This is a genomic window from Aquitalea sp. ASV11, assembly GCF_016429185.1.
Taxonomy (GTDB): Bacteria; Pseudomonadota; Gammaproteobacteria; order Burkholderiales; family Chromobacteriaceae; genus Aquitalea; species Aquitalea pelogenes.
Genome location: NZ_JAELUD010000015.1, coordinates 1 through 19718, shown reverse-complemented (window position 1 = coordinate 19718; position 19718 = coordinate 1). Strand labels below are relative to the sequence as shown.

Sequence of the window (19718 nt, the reverse complement as noted above, 5' to 3'; positions counted from 1 at the left end):
CCTCTTGGACAGGGAAAATGCTGAACGATTAGTGGGAAGATGACTCCAAGCAGCTGTTGCACACGCAACAACTGCCCTTCCCCGCTACCGTCCAGCCCCCCAAGGAGAAGCACCATGTCATCCAACGACAAGTCTACCCAGCCAAATCAGACTGCCGGCGTGGACATCACGCTGAAGTTCCTGCAAGTCTCGATGAACAACGTCGAACAACTGGTCAATTTCCAGATCAGCACCAGCCGCGAGCATCTGGATACTTACGCCAAGTCACTGCACGCGCTGAGTCAGGCCAGCACGCCGCAAGAAGCCATCAGTCAGATCAGCGACCTGGCCAAAGCCAATGCCAACCGCGCCATGGAGTGCTCTGGCGAATTTTGCGGCATCCTGTCCAAGGCGCAGGAAGACTTGCAAGGCCTGGCCCTGGAACATCTCTCCAGCATGCAAAACTCCTTGCAAGGCATGGCCAGCTACCTGCAACCCCCGGCCAACACTGGCGACAAAAAGAAATAAGCTTTCACCAAAGCAAACAGCCCGCCATCCTGCCGGATGTGCGGGCTGTTTGTGCTTGACTGTGCAAGGCCAGTCAGACTGGCATTCAATCGTCGCCGAAATCCGCAGCGGCGGCTTGCTCGTCGGCCTGCTTTTGCTCTTCGGCCAAGCGGGCCTGCCACTGCTCTTCAGTCAGGCCGTGGCTACCATCACAATAGTCGCGCCGGCCACAGCCACAACGACCAATATCAGCCGGATTTGCCTGTACTCGCATTGCTGTCTCCTGTTCATCCCTTGCCTGCAGCCCTCTGCACGGCAGTAACGGGGCGGGTGCAGAGACTACCCCGCCACGCCAGGATATTCAACGGTAACGATTGATAATCCGCTCGGCTTCGCCACTGACACGGATTCTGGCCACACCATCGGCAATATCGCGGGTGGCAGCATTATTGAAACCGGGCGATTAAGCCAGGAATACATGCATCGCCTCGCCCAGCTTCAAACCAAAGCGCAGCTGGGACGGGTCGCCGCCGGATTGGCGGTATATGGACTTGGCAGCCAGATCCGCCGCCACCCACAGGTCCACACGCCGGGCAGCCAGCTTGCGGGCGTTGATTTCTTCAGAAAAACCGACATCAAGCAGCGTAAAACCCTGGTCGCGCAATATTTTTTCAGCCGGATTGCCGCGCAATACGGCAATCCGCATGGCGCGCGCCTCCTCCAGGCTGCGTGGCAATGGGCCACCCGCACTGATAAAAACAAACTGGTATTGGAATAACTCGGCAATCCAGTTGTACTGCTCTTCCCGCTCTGGCGTGCGGGTCAGCGGAATGATGATGCGATCGGTACTGCTGCGGGCTTCGCTCTGGGCCCGCAGCCAGGGCAAAAAGCGGTAATTGAAGCTCAGCCCGTACAGCTTGCCTGCTGCATTGAGCAAATCCACCGCGATGCCAACCGGACGTCCCTGCTCTTCGTAACTGAAGGGAGGAATGGGGCCGGCATCTACGGTTATTTCGCTCGCCTGAGCCAGACTGATCGTGCAACACAGCAGGCAAGCGGCTAAAAACCTGTCAAACATAATGATTAGTTGGGAAATTTATGACGTATGTTTTATTTATCCGTTAAAACTGTCGATTTTCCCAGTTGATTTATATGTTTTTTTAATTTTCAACGCCCTGTTTTCAGTTGTGTCCACAGCCGGTTCTGCAAACGCAGGATATCCGTCGGCAAGGGTTGCAGCAGGAACAGCGTCTGCATCACCGCTGGCGGCGGGTAGATGCCGGCATCGCTGGCAATGGCCGGCTGTACCAATTTGCGCGCCGGAATATTCGGCGTGGGATAGAACACCTTGTTGGTAATGCCGGCTGCCACATCCGGCTGCAAGATGTGGTTGATCCACTGGTGTGCCGCGGCCGGATTGGGCGCATCTTTCGGGATAGTCATCATGTCCACCGAAAACGGTGCCCCGCTTTTCGGAATGACATAGGCAATCTGGTAATGCTTGCCGGCATCCGCCGCGCGGCGCCGGGCAATGCCGATATCACCCGACCAGCCTACCGCCAGACAGACATCGCCATTGGCCAGGTCATTGATATAGCCGGAGGAGTTGAACTGGGTGATGTAGGGGCGGATTTTCTTAAGCGTTTCAAACGCCGCCTGATAATCAGCCGGGTTCTTGCTGTTCGGGTCTTTGTGCAGGTAATGCAGGGTGATGGCAAACACATCGCTGGCCTGATCCAGCATCGATACCCCGCAACTCTTCAGCTTGCCCAGCCGGGCCGGGTCAAACAGCAGGTCCCAGCTATCCAGTGGCGCATCGTTGCCCAGCGCCGCCTTCACCTTGTTCAGGTTCAGCCCCAGCCCGTCGGTAAACCAGGCATAGGGCACGCCGTATTTGTTGCCAGGGTCGGCACTGGCCACCATTTTCATCAGCTGCGGGTCCAGATTGGCCAGATTGGGCAGCAACACCTTGTTCAGCGGCTGATAGATGCCAGCGGCAGCCTGACGCGCCATGTAGTTGGAGGTGGGCACCACCACGTCGTAACCGGCGCGGCCGGTAAGCATTTTGGCCTGCAGGGTGTCGTCACTGTCGTAGACATCGTATTTCACCTTGATGCCGGTCTGTTTTTCGAAGCCGGCAATGGTTTGCTCGCCGATATAGTCCGACCAGTTGTAGACATGAAGCTCGGCCGCCTGGGCGGTGAGGCCAAGACAACAGAGCGTGGCGGAGGCAAGACGGCGCAGGGTGGGTGTGAAGCGCATGATGGTGAAACTCCTGTAGTGCGGACTGGCAACACCCGTCCACCGGCCAGGCTGACCGGTGGCGGGAACTTTGGCGCTGTGCTGAAGGAGTGGTCCCGGCAAGGTCTGGCCGCTGAACGGCTCTGTAAGGATGCCGGTGGCGGGGCTTACAACATGCCCAGCTCGCGGGCGGTGCGGTCGACTGCCCGCAGGGTTTTGCTCAGCAGCTCGTCAATCTGGCTGCGGGTGATGGCCAATGCAGGCGCCATGATCATGCGGCCATGGGTGGAGCGGATGATCAACCCCTCGTCAAAGCCATGGCTGCGGCAACGCCAGCCGATGTCGTCTTCATTGGCAAACAGCTTGCGGCTGGCCTTGTCTTCACACAGCTGCAAGGCCGCCACCATGCCCGTGCCCTGGATGTCGCCCACCAGCGGGTGGCCGGCAAACACTTCACGCAGGCAGCGCTGCAGATAAGGGCCGGTATCCTGCTTGACGGCATCCACCATGCCTTCGCCCTGCAACACATCCAGATTGGCCAGCGCCACGGCGGCAGCCACCGGGTGACCGGAATAGGTCAGGCCGTGGGCAAACACTCCGCCCTTGTCGATTAATGCTTCGGCCATGCGCCGCGACAGCACCAGCCCACCCATCGGGATGTAGCCGGAGGTCAGCCCTTTGGCAATGCTCAGCGTGTCGGGCTGGAAGTCGAAATGCTGATGGGCAAACCATTCGCCGGTACGGCCAAAACCGCCAATCACCTCGTCGGCACACAACAGCACATCGTACTGACGGCAAATGCGCTGGATCTCCGGCCAGTAGCTTTCCGGCGGAAAAATCATGCCACCGGCACCCTGGAACGGCTCGGCCACAAAAGCCGCCACCTTGTCCGCGCCCAGTTGCAGGATTTTCTGCTCCAGCGCGCGGGCGCACTGCAGGCCGAATTCCGCCGGGCTGAGGTTGCCGCCATGGCGATACCAGTCTGGCTCGTCAATGTGTTCAACCCCCGGAATCGGCAGATTGCCCATTTCGTGCATGAAGGCCATGCCTCCCAGCGAGGCGCTGCCCACGGTGGAGCCGTGATAGCCATTGTGGCGGCCGATGAAGATTTTCTTGTCCGGCTGGCCCATCACATCCCAGAAGCGGCGCACGGTACGAATCAGCACCTCATTGGCTTCGGAGCCGGAGTTGGTATAGATCACATGGCTGTAACTGCCGGGCAGCAGGGAAAACAGCCGCTCCGACAACTCCACCACCGCCGGGTGGGTGGTATGGAAAAACATATTGTAGTAACTCAATTCCTTGAGCTGCCGGGTGGCGGCATCAATCAGCTCCTGCCGGCCATAGCCGACATTGGTGCACCACAGGCCGGACATGCCGTCCAGATACTGCTTGCCTTCGCTGTCCCACACATACAGCCCTTCGCCACGGGTGATGACGCGCGGCCCCTCTTCGTTCAGGGCTTTCTGGTCCAGAAAGGCATGAATATGGTGAGCGGCATCCATGGCCTGATAGTCGGCGGTACTGCGTTGCTTGTGATTTGTGTGCATTGTGGTCTCCATGCCGGGGCACCGGCTTACAGGCTGATCCAGGTAGTTTTAAGCTGGCTGAACTTGTCCAGCGCATGCAGGGACAGGTCGCGGCCAAAGCCAGACTGCTTGCAGCCGCCAAACGGTACGCCGGGGTCCAGTGCGTCCACGGTGTTGACCGAGACAGTACCGGCGCGCAAGGCACGCGCCACGCGGTGGGCCCGCTGCAGCTGGTCGGTCCATACCGCAGCCGCCAGGCCGTAGATGCTGTCATTGGCCATGGCAATGGCTTCGGCCTCGCTGTCAAAACGCAGCACCGACAGCACCGGGCCGAAAATCTCTTCGCGGGCGATGCGCATCTGCGGCGTCACCCCGGTAAACAGGGCGGGCTGCAAATAGCAGTCACTTTCACCCAGCCGCAGCCGCTCGCCACCAGCCAGCAAGCGCGCGCCCTGCCGCACGCCGTCCTCGATAAAACCGTGCACCCGGCCGGTATGCCCGGCATCCACCAATGTGCCCAGCCGTGTGGCCGGGTCCAGCGGATTGCCCGGCTGGTAATGCGCCATTTCGGCCAATACCTTTTCGACAAACCGGTCATGAATGCTGCTTTCCACCAGCAGACGCGAGCTGGCAGAACACACCTGGCCCTGATTGAAGCAGATGCCGAAGGCCGCCTTGCGTGCCGCCGCGTCCAGATCGGCACAGTCGGCAAACACCAGATTCGGGCTTTTGCCACCGCATTCCAGCCACACCATTTTCATGTTGGAAGCGGCGGAATACGCCAGAAAGCGCTTGCCGATTTCGGTACTGCCGGTAAACGACAGGCAGTCGATGTCCGGATGCAGGCCCAGCGCCTGCCCGGCCTCCTCGCCATAGCCGGGCAGCACGTTCAGCACACCGGCGGGCAGACCGGCCTCGCTGGCCAACTGCGCCAGACGGATGGCAGACAACGGTGATTGCTCGGCCGGTTTCAGCAGCACGCTATTGCCTGCCGCCAGCGCCGCGGCCACTTTCCAGGCGGCCATGTCCAGCGGGAAATTCCACGGAATCACCGCCGCCACCACGCCCACCGGCTCGCGCGTCACCAGCGCCAGCGCTTCCGGACCGCTGGGGGCCACTTCGTCATACAGCTTGTCGCAGGCCTCGGCATACCAGTCGAACAAGGCCGCCGTGGCTGGCACGTCGATATTCAGTGCATCCGAGATGGGCTTGCCCATGTCCAGGCAATCCAGCAAAGCCAGCTCGTCGGCATTGTCACGCAGCAGTTGCGCCAGTTTTTGCAGCACCGGTTTGCGCGCTCGCGGATGACAGCGCGACCAGTCCCCGGCCTCAAAGCTGCGTCGTGCGGCGCTCACTGCCAGGTCAACATCCGCCTGTGCGCAACGCGCCACCATGGCGATGGTCTGGCCGGTATGCGGACAGATGCTGGCAAACCGGCGGCCATCTACTGCATCTTGCAGCCGGCCATCCATATAGGCCTGTGCAGCAGGCTGCAGCGCGCTGGCGCAAGCCGTCCAGAATGACAGATCTTTCGATGACAACATGCTACTCTCCTGTCGGGTTTGGCCAGTCGCAGAACAAAAACCGACTGGCATGCAATGGCCACAGTCTAGGCAGGCTGCCCCACCCCGCCCATCGCCTTGATGGGTGAGGACACTCACCCCTTGGGGGTAGCGCCGGGGCAGAACAGTTGCGGCATCATGCAAAACCATGGCCAATACCGAAACAGGAGCAAGAACAGACATGCAGATCGCCGTGAGTGACCTGGCCTTTCATCACCGGCTGGGGAAATTGCTGGAACAACTGGGAGAGCCACGCTTCTGGCCGGTGCTGGCCAGCTTTCTGGGCGAGATTGCCACCTTCGATACCTGGGTGGTGCTGCTGTTTCAGGCCAATCAGCCACCGCTGATCCTGGCGGACCATGCTGCCAACCTGGCCGCGGACGACCTGTTTGCCGACTACCGCGCCGGGCTGTACCGCATCGACCCCTTCTACGCCTTCAGCCAGCAAAACCCGATGCCCGGCCTGTATCGTCTGGATGATGTGGCACCGGATTCCTTCCGTGACACCGAATACTACCGCCAGTATTTCAGCCGCAATGTCGGGGAAGACGAGCTGCAATTCCTGCTGCCCATTGCCGGCCAGGGCGTGCTGTCTCTGTCGCTGGCCAGCCGTCAGCGCTTCAGTGCCAGCGAGATTGGCAGCTGCCAGTTATTCAGCCCATGGCTGCTGACTTTGCTACGCAAGGCATGGCAATTTGACACCAGCCTGATCGAACAGCAGCACAACAACCCGGGGGAACGCCAGTCAAGGCTGGAAGATGCCTTGCGCCAGCGCGGCAATCCGCAACTGACCGAGCGTGAGGTGCAAGTCGCCCTGCTGATTCTGGCCGGGCACTCCACCAAGGCCATTGCCCGTGAACTGGGTATTTCACTGGATACCGCCAAAGTGCACCGGCGCAATCTGTACGCCAAGCTGGGCGTCAGTCAGCAGGCCGGCTTGTTTCTGCTGTTTGCCGCCCCGGATGGCACACCCAATACCTCGCGCGCCCCAAAATATTAGATTCCCTTTTATTTTCAATTGCTTGATCAATTCAAGCATCAAAAAACAGCAAGAATGCCACACTAAAACCCGGCATTTTCACATTGGCATTGCCAAGTCATTTGAATTTGTACACAATCAATTCAACGCAAGCGAAACAGGAAGGGCCAAGATGGCACAAGGAGGCAAACGAGATGGTGCCGGACGCAAATCGGCATTCGGTGGTGACAAAACCGTAGCCATGCGTGTGCCGGAACCCTTGCGGCCACTGCTGGAAAACTGGCTGGCTGAATATCGCCAGTTGCGTACGGTGCGCACTGCCGACACACAGGATATCCGCACCCTGTCGGAAACCCTCAGCCAGTTATCGCTACCGTTGTTTGCCAGCCGTGTACCTGCCGGTTCGCCCGTTGCCGCTGATGACCTGAAAGAAGCCGACATCGACCTGAATGCCCATCTGGTCAGCCACCCTGCCAGTACCTTCATGGTGACGGTGAAAGGCGACTCGATGATCAACGCCGGCATTCACGATGGCGACCTGTTGATTGTCGACCGCGCCCTGCCAGCACGCAGCGGCAAGGTGGTGGTAGCGGTCATCAACGGCGAGCTTACCGTCAAGCGGCTGGAAAAAACGGCAAGCGGCCTGTTCCTGATGCCGGAGAACCCGGCTTACTCGCCAATCGAAGTGCCGGAAGAAGCGGCATTGTTTATCTGGGGTGTGGTGACCAACGTCATTCACCCGGTCTCGTAAAGGAGCGCATGATGCAAATCGATGAAAGCCTGATCAAGATGAAGTTCATGGACTGGCGCCGTCTGCCGCGTGCTTTTCGTGAAGTCCGCGCCGGACAACCGCAGGTGCTGGTATCTCGCACTGGTCGCAGCTACTTTGTCCCGGTGCAGTTCGTCTAGCCCTGCTCACCCAGGCAAGTTACAGCCCCCTCACAGGGCAACACCATCAGACCAGCATGCCTGGTCTGATTTCATTTGGTTTACTCCCAGCGACAGCCCCGCTCTCATCGGTCAGATTGGCGTCATGGGGCTGACTGGATCATCCTGATGGCCATGCAGGCAAAAAAAACCCTCCCGCAAGGGGAGGGATTAACAGGGTATCGGGGAAGTGTAACGACCGGAAGCTGAGGGCAGCCGGTCATACAGCGCCTGGATCCATACCAAGAACCAAGCACGTTTTCATCCTAACGTTTGCACCTGGCATTGGCTATGGGTGGATTTACTTAACAGACATATCTCGCATTACTCTCAGAATATTCTCAGCAGAAGTTTCACGGCGAATCACTTCGAAAAAGTCACCCGCCTCCGGGTAGGTTTTCTTCAACTGCCCCAGCCACTGCTTGAGCCGTGCCGGTGGGTAGCGCGACTCCCCGGCTTCGGTAAAGCACTGCTGGTAGAAATCCAGCAACCATCCCATCAGGGCCTGCCAGGCCATGGGCGTGTCGGATTGATCGCCCGCAATGCGCAGTGCCAGGTCGGGCGCGGCAATCAGCCCCCGGCCAATCATTACCCGCTCACAGCCGCTTTGCGCCCGGATGGCATGGTAATCCGCCACGGTCCATACCTCGCCATTGGCAATCACCGGCACCGTGACATGCTCCCGGATACGGGCAATCCAGTCCCAGTGGGCAGGTGGCTTGTACCCTTCCACCTTGGTACGCGCATGTACCACCAGTTCGGCCGCCCCGGCACTTGCCAAGGCAGCAGCGCAGTCCAGCGCCAGGCTCTTGTCCTCATAACCCAGCCGCATCTTGGCGGTTACCGGTATCTCGGCCGGAACAGCCGCCCTCACCTGCCTGACAATGGCGTGCAGCAGTTCCGGCTCGGTCAGCAGTACCGCCCCGCCACGATGACGATTGACCGTGGGTGCCGGGCAGCCAAAGTTCAGGTCCACCCCCGGCGCACCCAGGCTGGCCACCTTGGCGGCATTTTCCGCCAGACAGACCGGGTCTGAACCCAACAACTGCACCCGCACTGTTGTTCCGGCGCGGGTTTTGCCTTCGTTCAGCAATTCCGGTGCCAGACGGTGAAAAGTACGGGTGGGCAACAGCACATTGGTGACCCGGACAAATTCGGTTACACACAAGTCGATACCGCCCAGACGGGTCAGTACATCCCGCATGATGGGGTCAACCAGACCCTCCATCGGGGCCAGCATCAGATTCATGACTTAACCTGCTGAAAAAAGGGCGCTATTGTAACGGAATCACTGCCCGGGAGCGAATGCATGACCTTGAAGATCAGCCTTGTCACCCCACACCAGCTTGAACGCTGCCTGCCGCTGTTTCAGGCTTATCTGGCTTTTTATCATGTGCAGCAAAGCGATGCAGATTGCCTGCAGTTTCTCGAAGCCCGCATACGCCAGCACGAGGCCTGCCTGTGGCTGGCGGAGGATGCTGGTATTGCGGTCGGCTTTGCCTTGATGTATCCCGGCTTCAATTCGCTGACGCTTAAACCCAACTGGCTGCTGCACGACCTTTATGTCGCGCCGGACTACCGCGGCAGCGGTGTCAGCAAGCAGCTGCTACAAACCTGTCAAGCCCATGTCATCAGCCTGGGTGGTGGCGACATCATGCTGCAAACCGCCCACGACAACACCCGGGCACAGCGACTGTACGAGCGTAACGGCTTTGTGCTGGATACCGAATTCCGGGTGTATTACTGGGATGGCAAGAACACTTGACCACACTGCCCGGCAGCGCCATGCTGGCGGCCCAGCAGAAACCGACAAGGAACACAGATGGACATTCCACGCGGCATTTATCGCCATTACCGGGGCAATCTTTACGAAGTGCTCGGGCTGGGTCTGCATTCTGAAACACATGAACCCATGGTGGCCTATCGCGCGCTCTATGGCGATTATCAACTGTGGACACGCCCTGCCGGCATGTTCCTGGAAACCGTCATTCACGAAGGCGAGAGCCGGCCACGCTTCTCACCCGTCAAACTGTTCTAGCCACACAATTCATGCGTATTTACCGTACCGACCAGTTTGCCCTGCCGCTGCCGGAAGGCCACCGTTTCCCGGCTGAAAAATACCAGTTGCTGGCCACCGCCGTGGCGCAATTTGCCGCCCCGCTGATGGAGGAAGCCCCGGCGGTCAGCGCATGGGAACTGCAACAGGCACATGCAGCAGACTATGTCGCCCAGGTGCTGGATGGCAGCCTGCCGCCACGCGCCTGGCGTGAAATCGGCCTGCCATGGTCGCCGCAACTGGTGGAGCGCTCGCGCCGCTCGGTCGGTGCCACGGTTGCCGCCGCCCGCACCGCCTTGCTGCAAGGTTGCGGGGTGAACCTGGCCGGGGGAACCCACCATGCCTATCACGATAAGGGCAGCGGTTTTTGCGTGTTCAATGATGTTGCCGTGGCCTCGCGCCTGCTGTTGCAAGAAGGCCTGGTACGCCGCATTCTGGTGCTGGATCTGGATGTTCATCAGGGCAATGGCACGGCCGCCATTTTCCGCGATGAACCACGCGTGTTCACTTTCTCCATGCATGGCGAGAAGAACTTCCCCTTCCGCAAGGAAGCCAGTTCGCTGGATATCGACCTTCCCGACCAGACCAATGACGCCAGCTACCTCGCCCTGCTGCAACGGCACCTGCCCGCGCTATTGCAACAACAGCCCGATATCGTGTTTTACCTGGCCGGTGCCGACCCTTATGCCGGTGACCGGCTGGGCAAGCTGGCACTGAGCAAGGCGGGTTTGCTGCAACGCGACCAGCTGGTCATGCAGCAAGTACGGGACAGCGGTGCCGCACTGGTCATCACCATGGCCGGAGGCTATGCCAACCCGATCAGCGACACGGTGGAAATCCAGACCAATACCGTCGCTGCCGCGTACCAGCTATTTGGCTCAGGCGTGTAAGATTCCCCCGCCAGCCCCGACGAAACAGCGTACCTACCCCCATAAAATGGAGAGCGCAATGAACACAGCCACCCTGGCAGGCGGATGTTTCTGGTGTACCGAGAGTATTTTTCTCGCCCTCAACGGGGTAAGCCAGGTGCAATCCGGTTATATCGGCGGGCAGACGCCCAACCCTGACTATCGCAGCGTCTGCTCTGGCCACACCGGCCATGCCGAAGCAGTGCAGATCCGCTTTGACCCGGCCATCATCAGTTATCGTCAGTTGTTGCAGGTATTTTTTGCCACCCACGACCCCACCACCCTGAACCGACAGGGGCATGATGTGGGCAGCCAGTACCGCTCCGCCGTCTTTTATCATGATGCCGAACAGCTGGACACAGCCAGGGGCGTGATCGCCGAACTGGAGCAACAACATATTTTCACCAGCCCCATCGTCACCACGCTGGAGCCGGCCAGCCAGTTTTATCCGGCTGAGGACTACCATCAGCAATACTTTGCCCGTAACACCGGGCAACCATACTGCCAGGCTGTCATTCAGCCCAAGCAGCTGAAGCTGCGACGCCAGTTTGCCGACTGGCTGAAACCATGACGATACTGGCCCGGCGACATCAAACCGCCGATAAAGTATCGCCATGACAGCAGTCCGTGCAGCCAGCCAGCCATTATGCTGATAACATTCGCGCTGGCTGGCGCTGCTTGCGGCATTGCAACAAGCAAGCAATACCGGCAGCACATGCCGGCAAAAGGCAGACCGGACAAGGCGGTCACGGGTATCATGGAGCGCATTGACTTCGGGAGCTGCCCTTACCCGGTCGCCATGCCCCGCCACAAGCACACGAACCCGGCAAGACCACCCATGCTTCCCGTTGCTGACAGCCAGACAGGCAACGGGCCTGGCCTTGCCGTATCTGGCATATAAACAGCAATCGCTGTTGCAGGAGATGACCGTTAATGAAGTACATGATGCCCACCGTTTTCATTGTGGATGACGACCCGGCCGTACGCGACTCACTGGCCTTGCTGATCATGGCCCAGGGCATGCGCACGGTGACCTTCGCCAGCGCCATGGAATTCCTTGAAACCTATACCGAAGGTGAAATCGGCTGCATGGTGCTGGATATCCGCATGCCGCAGATCACCGGCCTTGCCCTGCAGGAAAAACTGGTAGAACGCGGCCTGTCCATTCCCATTGTCTTCGTCACCGGCCATGGTGATATCGAACAGTGCCGCCGCGCCTTCCAGTCCGGTGCCATTGACTTCCTGACCAAGCCCATCGACCAGAACCGCCTGATCGACAGCCTGCGCAAGGGCATACGCCTGAGCATCCAGCAACAGCAGCAGGATGAAGAAACCCAGGAAGTGATGAACCAGCTGGCCCGCATCAGCGGCCGTGAGCGTGAAGTGCTGGAACTGGTAGCCGACGGCCTGTCCAGCAAGGAAATCGCTCGCCAGCTGGACCTGTCGCCGCGCACCATCGAAGTACACCGTGCCAACCTGTTCAGCAAGCTGGGGGTGGATTCGCTGGCCGACCTGATCCGCTTCTACCTGAAGGCACTGGAAGCCACCGGCAAAAAACGCAGCGACGAGTCTTTTTTGAACGAAACCGCCCCAAGGCAGTAGAATCGCCCACATGGAACGACTGTTCAAACATGTCTGCCTGGTGGCAAGACACAGCAAACCGCAAGTGGTGGAATCGCTGCGCACCCTGGCCGATCATCTGGCCGCTGCCGGCGTCACCGTGTTCGTGGACAAGGAAAGCGCCACCCCGGCCGAAGCCGGGCCCCATCAGCTGATCGAACGCAGCGACATGGGCAAGCTGGCCGATCTCGTCATCGTGCTGGGCGGGGACGGCACCATGCTGTCCATCGCCCGCCAGCTGGCACCCTATCGCGTGCCGCTGGTCGGCATCAACCAGGGCCGACTGGGCTTCATGACCGACATTCCGCGTCATGAAATGCTGGAAGCCATCGACGCCATCCTGGGCGGCAATTTCGTGCCGGAAAACCGCATCCTGCTGCAAGCATCGGTGATTCGCGAAGACGCCGAAGTGGCCAATGCGCTGGCCTTCAACGACATCGTGTTCAGCCGTGGTGCCGTGGGCTCGATGATCGAATTCGAAGTCTTCATCGACAACCAGTTTGTCTACAGCCAGCGCTCGGACGGCCTGATTGTCTCCACCCCCACCGGCTCCACTGCCTACTCGCTGGCCGCTGGCGGCCCCATCCTGCACCCCACGCTGCAGGCGATTGCACTGGTGCCCATCTGCCCGCAGTCGCTCAACAACCGCCCCATTGCGGTGAATGACTCCTGCGAAGTGGAATTCATGCTGACCCGCGGCCTGGACGCGCGCGTACACTTTGACGGCCAGTCGCATTGCGACCTGATGGAAATGGACCGCGTGCTGATCCGCCGTTACCGCAACCCGCTGCGCATCCTGCACCCGGTGGGCTACAACTACTACGACATGCTGCGCCACAAGCTCCACTGGGGCGAGCGCCTGCTCTGACACGCACACACCATGCTGCTATCCCTACTGGTCAAAGACTTTGTCATCGTTGACAGCATTGCGCTGGACTTCTCCCCCGGGTTTACCGTACTGACCGGTGAAACCGGGGCAGGCAAATCCATTCTGCTGGATGCCCTGGGCCTGTTGCTGGGCGACCGCGCCGAAGGCTCGCTGGTACGCGAAGGGGCCGAACGCGCCGAAATCAGCGCCGAATTCGACAGCCGCCAGCGTCCGGAAATCAAGGCCTGGTTACAGGAAAACGCCCTGTCCGGCGACGACGACATCGTGCTGATCCGCCGCGTACTGGACAAATCCGGCCGCTCGCGCAGCTTCATCAACGGCCAGCCCGCCACCCTGGCCCAGCTCAAGCTGCTGGGCGAGTTTCTGGTGGACATCCACGGCCAGCACGCCCATCAATCGCTGGTGAAAGCCGAAGCCCAGCGCGAACTGCTGGATGCCTACGCCGGTTGCAGTTCGCTGGCCCGTGAAGTGCATCAGGCCTGGCAGGAATGGCAAGCCGCCCGCAAGGCACGCAGTGATGCCGACAAGCTGTCGCGCGAATCCGAAGTGGAACGCGAACGACTCACCTGGCAAATCAACGAACTGACCGAACTGGGCCTGCAACAGGACGAATGGGCCGGGCTCAACCAGAGCCACTCCCGCCTGGCCAATGCCGCCGAGCTGGTACAAAGCGCGCAGTACGCGGTGGATACCCTGTCCGAGATGGAGGGCAACTGCCTGTCCGTGCTCACCCAGGTACAAAGCCGACTGAGCAAGCTGGCCAACCTCGACCCACGGCTGGCCGACACCCTGTCCCTGCTGGACTCAGTGGACGCCGAATTGCGCGAAGTGGTGTACAGCCTGCGCGACTACGCCAGCGACATCGACGAAGACCCGGGCCAGCTGCAACAAGTGGAAAGCCGCATCGACAGCCTGATGAGCATGGCGCGCAAATACCGCGTGCAACCGCAGGAACTGCCGCTCAAGCTGGCCGACTGGCAAGCCCAGCTGGCCGCGCTGGAGGCCTCCACCGACAGCGAAGCCCTGGCGCTGGCCGAAACCGCCAGCCTGTCGCGCTACCGCACCCTGGCCGAAGCTCTGTCCGGCAAACGCCGCCAGGCCGCCAGCGAACTGTCCGCCCGCATCAGCAAGGAAATGCAGCAACTGGCGATGAGCAGCGCCCGTTTCGCCATCGAACTGGCCGCCCTGGCCGAGCCCGGCGCGCACGGCCTGGAATCCATCGAATACCTGGTAGCCGCCAACGCCGGCACCAGCCTGCGCCCGCTGGCCAAGGTAGCCTCCGGTGGCGAGCTGTCCCGCATCAGCCTGGCCATGCAAGTAGTAATCAGCCAGGTGGCCAGCGTGCCAACACTGATTTTTGACGAAGTGGATGTCGGCATTGGCGGGCGCGTGGCCGAAGTCATCGGCCACATGCTCAAGCAACTGGGCCAGCGTTATCAGGTGCTGTGCATCACCCACCTGCCCCAGGTGGCCTCCTGCGGCGAACAGCACTGGCAAGTCAGCAAGCGCGAGGAAAAGAAACGCGTGGTCAGCCGTATCACCCCGCTGGACGCCGAGCAACGCGTGCTGGAAATCGCCCGCATGCTGGGCGGTGCCGAGCTGACCCAGACCACCCGCCAGCACGCAGCAGAAATGCTGGAAATGAACCGCGCCACCCCCTAGTCAAAACGGCTTGGTGGGGTTATTATTGCGTCCTCTTCGCCAGACGTCATGGTCTTCGGCAAGAAACTGCGGAGGTTTGGGTGAGTGGTTTAAACCAGCAGTCTTGAAAACTGCCGACGGGAAACCGTCCGTGGGTTCGAATCCCACAGCCTCCGCCACCCCATATTTAGAGACCGTCACCTTCTGTCACCAAAAGGGCTGAAACCCTTGCAGAATGTGGCGGTTTCTTCATTCTGGCGCACCGCCACGCATCGACCATCATTTCATTTTGATGGTAATTTTGATGGTACGAATCACTGCGTGATGGTACGACCATGCCCAAGCCTTCCAGCCCCCTGACCGACACCGGCATACGCAACGCAAAGCCTGCTGACAAGATGTACAAACTCAGCGATGGCGCAGGACTAGCGCTGTGGATCTACCCCAATGGCCGAAAGGTTTGGCGCATTCAGTACCGCCGCCCTGCCGACGGCAAATTCGATACCATCACCTTTGGCCCGTACCCTCAAACCAGCCTGATTGCAGCCAGAGAACGACGCGACGCTGTACGCAGCATACTGCTGGCAGGGCAAGACCCAAAACGCACACCTGGCAGCGCCCCGGACAATACATTCAAATACGTTGCCCGGCAGTGGTGGGATCGCTGGCGTGAAACCGTGACACCAGGCTATGCAGACCAGGTGTGGCGTGTCCTTGAAGCCAACGTAATGAATACACTGGGTGACAAACCCGTCACGGAAATCAGCGCCAGAATGATTGTGGAAGCGCTGGAACCGATGGAAGCACGTGGCGCCCTGGAATACCTGCGCCGCGCCCGTCAAAACATCGCCATGATCTTTGGCTTTGCCCTTGCACGCGGCCTGACAGACAACAACCCGGCAGCAGGAATCACCTCTGCATTCCGCGCCCCCAAAAGCGCCCACTTCCGCGCCCTGCGCACGGAAGAAATCAACAAGTTGGCAGCCTTCTTCAACAGCGACCAGATTGGCATCCAGCTCAAGCTGCAAATGCGATGGCAATTACTCAACCTCAGCCGCCCCATTGAAGCAGCCGCAGCCCGCTGGGATGAAATCAACGACGGGGTATGGACAATACCAGGTCACAAAATGAAGCGCAGGCGTGACCATCTGATACCGCTTGCCCGGCAAAGCATGGCTTTGCTGGCATCATTACGCCCCATCAGCGGGCATCAATCATACCTGTTCCCGCATCGCCCCCACCCGGATCAGCACGCCAGCGAGAGCGCCCCCAATGTCGCACTGAAGCGACTGGCCATCCCGACAACGGCACATGGCCTCCGGGCGCTCGCCTCAACCACACTGCATGAAAGCGGCCTGTTCAACACTGACGTCATTGAACTGGCGCTGTCCCATGTGGAGCAGAACAAAGTCAAAGCTGCCTACAACCGCGCAGAGTACCTGCCACAACGCCAGGAACTGCTGCAATGGTGGGCAGACTTCATTGATGAAAATGTAGGCCCTTGGCCGCAAAAGCAGACAAACCCAGAAAGCCATAATTGGTAACAGCCCCAGCCAACTTGGCACAAAACATGGAAAGGCTGCTGCACTACACAAGCGATAGCGCAAACAAAACGCAGCCCGCAGGCTGCGTCAGTCCAGCACCATCAGACAAGCCCTAGCCCGTTACAGCCCAGGCCAGCTCCGCCCCATGCTGCTGCATCAGGCACAAAATCGCCGGCATGGCCGCGCCCAGGGCTGCGGCAGAGGGAAAGCGCAAGGTCGCCAGGTAAGCCTCACCCTACCCAGCCGGTAGCGCGGCAGCAGCAGCGGGTGTCACCACCGGCAAATGCCTTGTCGGAGCCTTCGCCCGGCCCCCCATGCTTAAAAGCTGGGCAAGCGATACTTGAAGCTGCTTCCCATCAAATGAATGCCGAACATCGAAAACGGCACCATAAACACCATGCCTTCCAGAAAGTGCATGCCGTCATGATCACCCGTCGCAATGTACACCACCAGATTGGCGAACATGGCGTTGGAGCCCACTTTCTGAAACAGCTCTCCCCAGCCCATATTCCCTTCATAGTCCGTGCCTTTGGCAAAGCGCTGCACCACGCACATCGCCAGAAACGCGACAACCACACAGGCCAGCCCAAACTGCCAGCCAACCGGCGAACTCAGATTCCGCCCCCAAAAGCCGAACGTCCCCAGCAGGCTGATCAACTGATAAGCCGATTCCAGCCTGAACTTATGCTGCACACCATTGATACGCATTGCTCTACGCCAATCAAATAAACAAGGGCGCAAGATAGCACATAGGCATGCAGCAAAACATCCCCGCACGCAACAAAAAACGCAGCCCGCAGGCTGCGTCATTCCTACATCACCAAGCCAAGCCCTAACCCACCCTCGCCCCCGCCAGCTCCGCCCCGTGCTGCTGCATCAAGGCCAGGATCACCGGCATGGCCGCGCCCAGTGCAGCGGCGGACGGAAAGCGTAGCGTCGCCAGGTAAGCCTCATCCGACGGCACGGCCAACTGGGTTGATGGCGGCGCAGCCAGCGCAGGCACGGCAGCAGGCGCCGCAGGCCCGCCACCCTCCAGCCACTGCCGCAGCTTCAGCCGCGCCGGGTCGGCAATCGACGGCGGCAGCATGGCCAGATGCGCCTCCACGCCCTCCAGCGTCCAGATGGTCAGCTTGCGCCCACCACGCCGGGTAAACACCCCGGTGCTGATGTTATCCAGAGTGAAGTTGCGCAGCGGCTCCCCGCTCAGACTGAAATACTCCACCCCCACCCGAAAGCGGCCCGGCCGCAAATGGCGATTGCTGTACAACGTGTCCTTGCACACCGCCAGCAGCCGCTCCAGCTGCTGATTGGTAAACACCACCGCGCCATTGAAACGGGCACAACCCGGCGGCACCGCATCCGCCACCGGCAAAGCCGCCGCCCCGGCCAGCTGCAAGGCGCGCTGCTCGCAAGCGATAAAGTACAACCGCGCCTGCCTGCCCTTATCGTTGCGCTCCACCATCGCCAACTCCTTGGCCATGGACAGCGAGATCATGTAATCCTTGCGGTTATGACCGCCCTGCACTTTGCTCGCCGAAACGGGCGAGCAAACAAAGTCCTTGTTTTCAATGAATTTATATTGCGCGACGCGATCCTTCAGCCAGTTAGAGAAATCCTTCCCCACTTGCAGAAACGCATGCAACTCACGTGCATTCACTGCGGGCAGCAAGGCGCATCGCCAATCTGGAAATCCACCACCGGAATCAAGGCCTGCATGGTCACGCCCTCCCCGATACGGTTGATCCGTCTGGCAGCACAGGCCAGGCGCAGCCCACCTCCTCTGCCTGCACATTGATGCAGTTCTGGATGTCGTCGGCCCGGCCCTGAATGGCGCGCAGCACAGTGCCGACGATATCGCGGTGCAAAGGCTCGGTTGCCTGATGCAGAAACACCTCGGCGCAACGCGCCATGGCGGCAATCTGGCCGAAGCCTTCCTGCGACAGGCAGTCCGCCTCGACGGCGTGGCGCAAGTCACGGATGGCGGGATGATCGGGAGAAATGGAAAGGGATTGAGCGGTCATGGCTACATCCTTCTAGTGCTTTTGAGTTTGCCCCTTTTGAGAGGGCGGCCGGGTGCTCAAAACCGCTAGAAGTCGGCGGGCGTATTCCCCTTACGGGTCTTGTATTAGCCGCACACCCGGCCATAGGCGGGAATTATCCTGCATACTCGGACAATACGAAACCACAGGGCGCACAGACGCTGCCAGCCTGACGTGGGCAGCAACCGCTTCTAGCAAAAGGTGTTTTGAGCACCTGCCACCACTCTAGGTACTTGAGTAGCAAGGCGAAACTGACCGATAGACATGGTACAAATGAAACAGCCACCGAGTGGTGGCTGTTGTTTACGCCGGCTTTTTAATTAATATTACTATTTAAAAATTTCAACAACTAATCATGCTCGTCATTTTTAACCAATCCAGATAGTGCCACTATTAAAATAGAGCTAGATATCCATCCAAACAATATCTCAACCCAAATCCACCCTCGGATGAAATAATTATACATACCATTTCTAAAAAAATGCAAAACAATGTCGTCACTTATTTCGCCAACAAACGGCGCCCAATCATGACCTTGCTGCAAGTCAACGACGGGTAAAATTAAATTTAGCGAATACATTGTTGGACTAAATGTTGTAAATTCACCTGGCAATTCCTTGCACAGATACCAATTATTAAAACTTGAATATTTACCTACATCTGCATTCTTTATTTTATAACCAGGGCTACAGTGCTCATATTTTGGGTTGTTAAATATCAGCGGATTTGATGGGGCAAAAATGCCATCACTTGCAGCCTTAGCATAGATTAGAGCAGACAAAACCCACATTGCGGCAACATATTTTATTACACGAAGTGGAAAATAGCCATAACCAGAGAATGCTCCATAGATGAAATGCACCCACCAGTTTGCACTTGTAATTTTTCCAAATTGACCACATATTCTCTTCTGCTCCTGAAATGCAACTCCAACCTCTTTGGCTGACTCATAATGACCCATTTCCTTTAGTGCATTAATTAGCACGACCCATGGCCCCGGTTTAAATTTAGTAATATCATCAACATCTCTCTGCTTCTTTAACCACAAAATACGCTCCGAGGCAACTGCCTTTGCTTCTCCGTCAAGAGTTTCGTACACAAATCCGTCAACATCTATTCTGGATGAAGGCCATGACTCGTTAGTATCTGTCTCTTATACACATCTGACGCTGCCGACGAACAGTAAGATGTGTAGTTGTCGGTGGGGGCCGTATCAGTAAAAGAGTGGGGTGGGGGGGGGGGGGGGGGGGGGGGGGGGGGGGGGGGGGGGGGGGGGGGGGGGGGGGGGGGGGGGGGG

General features: G+C 59.1%; 22 protein-coding genes and 1 tRNA gene. 13 read left to right on the top strand and 10 right to left on the bottom strand.

The features are described 5' to 3' along the window. Positions 1 to 114: 114 nt before the first annotated feature. Positions 115 to 507, top strand: coding sequence for a phasin family protein (locus tag JHD62_RS07245; protein ID WP_062787882.1), 393 nt, complete (start codon positions 115 to 117; stop codon positions 505 to 507). Positions 508 to 592: 85 nt separating this feature from the next. On the opposite strand, the gene JHD62_RS07240 is transcribed toward JHD62_RS07245, so the two are convergent. The 5 genes from JHD62_RS07240 to JHD62_RS07220 form a co-directional block, all read right to left on the bottom strand. Beyond that, entirely contained in the window at positions 593 to 760 is a 168-nt protein-coding gene (locus JHD62_RS07240) for a hypothetical protein (protein ID WP_156156973.1), read from the bottom strand. A 189-nt stretch (positions 761 to 949) separates the two neighbouring features. Next, the gene (locus JHD62_RS07235; protein WP_199102333.1) at positions 950 to 1564 is read right to left on the bottom strand and encodes an ABC transporter substrate-binding protein; all 615 of its coding nucleotides are present in this window, start codon (positions 1562 to 1564) and stop codon (positions 950 to 952) included. Positions 1565 to 1653: 89 nt separating this feature from the next. Then, positions 1654 to 2748 carry a polyamine ABC transporter substrate-binding protein gene (locus JHD62_RS07230; RefSeq protein WP_199102332.1) on the bottom strand — a complete coding sequence of 365 codons (1095 nt, stop codon included), beginning with the start codon at positions 2746 to 2748 and terminating at the stop codon, positions 1654 to 1656. A gap of 146 nt (positions 2749 to 2894) precedes the next feature. Then, positions 2895 to 4277 carry an aspartate aminotransferase family protein gene (locus tag JHD62_RS07225; protein WP_199102331.1) on the bottom strand — a complete coding sequence of 461 codons (1383 nt, stop codon included), beginning with the start codon at positions 4275 to 4277 and terminating at the stop codon, positions 2895 to 2897. 26 nt (positions 4278 to 4303) lie between these two features. After that, complete coding sequence (locus JHD62_RS07220; protein WP_199102330.1) at positions 4304 to 5800, bottom strand: aldehyde dehydrogenase; 1497 nt, start codon at positions 5798 to 5800, stop codon at positions 4304 to 4306. Between the two features lie 199 nt (positions 5801 to 5999). Between JHD62_RS07220 and JHD62_RS07215 the strand changes: the two genes are divergently transcribed. From JHD62_RS07215 to JHD62_RS07205, 3 genes are all read left to right on the top strand, one after another. Further along, the gene (locus tag JHD62_RS07215) at positions 6000 to 6818 is read left to right on the top strand and encodes a LuxR C-terminal-related transcriptional regulator (protein WP_199102329.1); all 819 of its coding nucleotides are present in this window, start codon (positions 6000 to 6002) and stop codon (positions 6816 to 6818) included. A gap of 289 nt (positions 6819 to 7107) precedes the next feature. Beyond that, complete coding sequence (locus JHD62_RS07210; RefSeq protein ID WP_370459791.1) at positions 7108 to 7548, top strand: LexA family protein; 441 nt, start codon at positions 7108 to 7110, stop codon at positions 7546 to 7548. Positions 7549 to 7559: 11 nt separating this feature from the next. After that, on the top strand, positions 7560 to 7706 hold the full coding sequence (locus tag JHD62_RS07205) for a hypothetical protein (RefSeq protein ID WP_170124147.1): 147 nt from the start codon (positions 7560 to 7562) through the stop codon (positions 7704 to 7706). A gap of 319 nt (positions 7707 to 8025) precedes the next feature. On the opposite strand, the gene JHD62_RS07200 is transcribed toward JHD62_RS07205, so the two are convergent. Continuing rightward, the gene (locus JHD62_RS07200; protein WP_199102328.1) at positions 8026 to 8973 is read right to left on the bottom strand and encodes a tRNA-dihydrouridine synthase; all 948 of its coding nucleotides are present in this window, start codon (positions 8971 to 8973) and stop codon (positions 8026 to 8028) included. A gap of 60 nt (positions 8974 to 9033) precedes the next feature. Here JHD62_RS07200 and JHD62_RS07195 point away from each other — a divergent pair, with 60 nt between their 5' ends. From JHD62_RS07195 to JHD62_RS07155, 9 genes are all read left to right on the top strand, one after another. Next, positions 9034 to 9489 carry an N-acetyltransferase gene (locus JHD62_RS07195; protein ID WP_199102327.1) on the top strand — a complete coding sequence of 152 codons (456 nt, stop codon included), beginning with the start codon at positions 9034 to 9036 and terminating at the stop codon, positions 9487 to 9489. A gap of 57 nt (positions 9490 to 9546) precedes the next feature. After that, positions 9547 to 9762, top strand: a complete 216-nt coding sequence (locus tag JHD62_RS07190; RefSeq protein ID WP_199102326.1) for a DUF1653 domain-containing protein — start codon at positions 9547 to 9549, stop codon at positions 9760 to 9762. Between the two features lie 11 nt (positions 9763 to 9773). Beyond that, the gene (locus JHD62_RS07185; protein ID WP_199102325.1) at positions 9774 to 10670 is read left to right on the top strand and encodes a histone deacetylase; all 897 of its coding nucleotides are present in this window, start codon (positions 9774 to 9776) and stop codon (positions 10668 to 10670) included. A gap of 58 nt (positions 10671 to 10728) precedes the next feature. After that, entirely contained in the window at positions 10729 to 11259 is a 531-nt protein-coding gene (gene msrA, locus JHD62_RS07180) for a peptide-methionine (S)-S-oxide reductase MsrA (RefSeq protein ID WP_199102324.1), read from the top strand. A gap of 362 nt (positions 11260 to 11621) precedes the next feature. Continuing rightward, the gene (locus JHD62_RS07175; protein WP_199102323.1) at positions 11622 to 12290 is read left to right on the top strand and encodes a response regulator transcription factor; all 669 of its coding nucleotides are present in this window, start codon (positions 11622 to 11624) and stop codon (positions 12288 to 12290) included. Between the two features lie 10 nt (positions 12291 to 12300). Continuing rightward, a complete protein-coding gene (locus tag JHD62_RS07170; protein ID WP_045847387.1) occupies positions 12301 to 13176 on the top strand; it encodes an NAD kinase in 876 nt (291 codons plus the stop codon). Positions 13177 to 13188: 12 nt separating this feature from the next. After that, positions 13189 to 14859: a DNA repair protein RecN gene (gene recN / locus JHD62_RS07165; protein WP_199102322.1), complete on the top strand. Its 1671-nt coding sequence runs from the start codon at positions 13189 to 13191 to the stop codon at positions 14857 to 14859. Positions 14860 to 14929: 70 nt separating this feature from the next. Next, a tRNA-Ser gene (locus tag JHD62_RS07160) sits at positions 14930 to 15017 on the top strand. Positions 15018 to 15173: 156 nt separating this feature from the next. Continuing rightward, entirely contained in the window at positions 15174 to 16382 is a 1209-nt protein-coding gene (locus tag JHD62_RS07155) for an integrase arm-type DNA-binding domain-containing protein (protein WP_199102321.1), read from the top strand. A 318-nt stretch (positions 16383 to 16700) separates the two neighbouring features. Here the strand turns inward: JHD62_RS07155 and JHD62_RS07150 are convergent, their stop codons facing one another. The 4 genes from JHD62_RS07150 to JHD62_RS07135 form a co-directional block, all read right to left on the bottom strand. Further along, positions 16701 to 17090 carry a hypothetical protein gene (locus JHD62_RS07150; RefSeq protein WP_199102320.1) on the bottom strand — a complete coding sequence of 130 codons (390 nt, stop codon included), beginning with the start codon at positions 17088 to 17090 and terminating at the stop codon, positions 16701 to 16703. A 124-nt stretch (positions 17091 to 17214) separates the two neighbouring features. Further along, the gene (locus tag JHD62_RS07145; protein WP_233160722.1) at positions 17215 to 18174 is read right to left on the bottom strand and encodes an antA/AntB antirepressor family protein; all 960 of its coding nucleotides are present in this window, start codon (positions 18172 to 18174) and stop codon (positions 17215 to 17217) included. Beyond that, on the bottom strand, positions 18101 to 18403 hold the full coding sequence (locus JHD62_RS07140) for a hypothetical protein (RefSeq protein ID WP_199102318.1): 303 nt from the start codon (positions 18401 to 18403) through the stop codon (positions 18101 to 18103). The genes JHD62_RS07145 and JHD62_RS07140 overlap by 74 nt, the downstream gene beginning before the upstream one ends. A 367-nt stretch (positions 18404 to 18770) precedes the next feature. Next, the gene (locus JHD62_RS07135; RefSeq protein WP_199102317.1) at positions 18771 to 19520 is read right to left on the bottom strand and encodes a hypothetical protein; all 750 of its coding nucleotides are present in this window, start codon (positions 19518 to 19520) and stop codon (positions 18771 to 18773) included. Positions 19521 to 19718 lie beyond the last annotated feature (198 nt).